A 3,173-nucleotide genomic window follows, 5' to 3' on the forward strand; every position below is an offset into this window, starting at 1 on the left:
GCTAATTGCCATGAATGTGGAAGTGGATATGGAGTTTGGTAGAAGTCTTCGAAGAATTCAATTGAACGTTTAGCAATATCTAACGCAAAATCTAATTCTTTAGCAGCATGTGCTTTAGTACCGAAGACACCAACTTTTACGCCACTCTTAGTTTCAGTCATCTTGCTTTGCATATCACCAAAGGCAAATGCAACTAAGTAAGTTGACATCTTAACAGTTTCATCAAAATAGTGAACGCCATCTTCAACCTTAGTTTCAGGCATGTTAGCAATCGCAGTTTCACCTGGTTGTTCATCAAATTTTAATGCTAAATTAAATTTAGCTTTAGCTTCTGGTTCATCAATACATGGGAACGCTTGACGCGCAAAGTTAGTTTCAAATTGAGTTCCCACTAATTGTTTTTGTTCACCGTCAACTTGGTAGTATGAAGGGTAAATCCCCATCATAGTATCAGTTAGTTTTGCTGAATATTCGATTGAAACAGCAACTTCTCCGGTGTGATCTAATTCAACATTGATAACTTCATTGGCGTTATCAACATCAAATTTAACAGGAGTTCCATCAACTGTTACCGCAGTAACATCAAAATCCTTTTCATGAATCCCGATTGATTTTTCACTTGCAGTTCCATAAATAGTAGTTTTACCACTAAATTTCTTTTCGCTACGACTAACATCTAAAAAGATGTCGTAGTGATCTGGTTGAAAGCGATTGAATAATCTTACTAAATCAGCCATTGTAACACTCCTCTTCTTATCATCATTTTCTCATTAGTTTTTAATTGTACGCTATTTGAGAATCAATTTCCACATATATATTGTAGTTGAATAAAAAAATTTTGCATTCTTTTGGTCTTAATAAGTAGAAGTTGGATTATATGTTAAGTGAATTAGTTAGTTAGATACTATTTTTAGCGTAGATTGTTACTCAGAATAAATAATTTAAACTTTCAATCCATCGTAAATTTAATAACTTTATAAAATATTTAACGTCTTCATAAAAAGTTAAGCTTATAAATGTAGTAATATCAATATCTTAGGATTACAATTTATTCATAAATTAATTTACAAGAAGAAAAAAAATATGAAAAATTCTTTAAAAAAAGCTATATTATTTTCAACTTTAGCATTTGGAACATTAGAAGTTAATTCAGTGGCATCGAACAACATCCAACCGATTGCACATGCGGACACAACTCAAACAGCCAGCAATCAAGCAAGCAATGCAGTTTCCAGTCAATTTAGCGATCCTGGCATGCAGGCTGCTATCCTAACATCTGCTCAAAAACAATATGGAAGCGATATCAAATCAATTAATGACATTACACAATCTGACTTAGATAATCTAACATCCCTATTTTATCCATCATGGTATAAACAAATAACTATTTCATCATTTAATAACATTGATAAATTGACTAACTTAAAATCAATAAATTTAATCAATGTAAAATTTGATGCAAACATAAATTTATTACCTATTAAAAAATTATCTAATTTGGAATCACTTACAGTTGAAAACGCTGGTATTACCAGTCAAATGATTAATGCCCTTTCCGGATATAGTAATCCAAATTTAAAAGACATTGACTTATCTAACAATAATATTCAAGATGTTAATTTTATGAAGAGCATTTCCATCCCTAACGTTATTAAAGTAAATATATCCGCAAATAATATTTCTGATTTCAGTGCGATTGCCGGTCTAAACTGGCCTAACTTAAACGAATTAAATGCATCATATAACCAAATATCTGATATTTCTCCAATTGCTAAAGTTAACTGGCCAAACCTAACCATTTTAAACGCATCTAATAATTTAATTTCTGATGTTTCTCCAATCGCCCAAGTAAATTGGCCTAAATTGAGCAATGTAAACGTATCTAATAATCAAATATCTGATATCTCAGTAATAAAAAATACTAATTGGCCAGAAATTAACACGATCAATGTTTCTAACAATAACATATCCGATATCAATCCAATTTCAAGTGCAAAATGGACAAAACTAACCAGCATTTATGCTGATAATAATCATATTAAAAATATTGATAACTTCGCTAATACTGATTGGGTTAGTCTTAAAACTATTTCTGTTAATAATAATAATATTGGAGATATAAGTTCCATGAAGGGTACTTATAATCATTTTTCTAACTTAACACAATTCTATGTTGATAATAATCAAATAAGTGACCTTTCATTTATGCAAGGATTTAAATTTGACAACGGATCTGCTCTAAATCAAAACATCGTAAAAACCGTTAATAACATTAATAAACCCCAAAAAGGGCAAACAATATCTATTCCAGTTAGTTTAGTAGATTTAGATTTAAGCAATAATAATGTCGGACAAGCCTTAACTAATCCTCAAAAACAATATCTTTTAATATCAGGATTACATGATTCAGGAATGTTTACTATAATTGGTAAAGATGGTAAACAGTATTATCAAAATGACGATGATACTTCAAATGGTATTGATCACATTGAATTTAAATATAACGGTGGAGAACTACCTAACTCCGTTAGTTTTAACTTCACAAGTGGACTAGGTATAACTGATAGTATTTTCTCAGGAAGCTACAACATTATTTTAAATTGGAAAGATAATCTAACTAACACTACTCAATCAAATATCGTCACAAATACAACCACAAACGTCAATGATAATGGCTCTATTATTGATTCTCACAGCAACAATGCTGGTAAAGCAACTGTCACTTACGGAAAGGTTATTGCTACTCGTGGTTTAAATCTATACAAAAAGAATGCTTTCACTAAGAAAAACAAAATCAAGAGTTTTAAGAAAGCATATGGAACTAAAAGACCACTATTCAAGGTTCTAAAGAAAGTTACTTCATCAGTAAACACTCCTAGATATTACGTAGTTCAAATCGACCCAATAACTAATAAAGAAATTAAGGGTAGTCGTGGATACATTACTGCAAAGGGCAACTATGTTACTCCACTTTACTACTCAAATAGTGTTAAATCAGTTAAAGTCTTAAGTAAAACCGTCACTGCTTACAAGAAAGTAAACTTAAAAGACGCTGCCAACAAATACAAACGTGGTACAGTTTTAAAAGTTAAATCAATCAAAGAATACGGTAATGCTTACGCACTACAACTTCAAAATGGTCAATTCGTTACTGCCAACAAATACTTTGTTGT

General features: G+C 30.9%; 2 protein-coding genes. One reads left to right on the forward strand and one right to left on the reverse strand.

The window, feature by feature from the left end:
• A partial coding sequence (locus tag M3005_RS05920; RefSeq protein WP_463670949.1) for a gluzincin family metallopeptidase occupies positions 1-737 on the reverse strand: 737 nt, incomplete at its 3' end.
• 346 nt (positions 738-1,083) lie between these two features.
• Here M3005_RS05920 and M3005_RS05925 point away from each other — a divergent pair.
• Positions 1,084-3,173 (forward strand): leucine-rich repeat domain-containing protein (locus M3005_RS05925; protein ID WP_293794540.1); only part of this gene is annotated, 2,090 nt, incomplete at its 3' end.

The sequence above is a fragment of the Apilactobacillus sp. genome (assembly GCF_025290035.1).
In the GTDB taxonomy this organism is placed as follows: domain Bacteria; phylum Bacillota; class Bacilli; order Lactobacillales; family Lactobacillaceae; genus Apilactobacillus.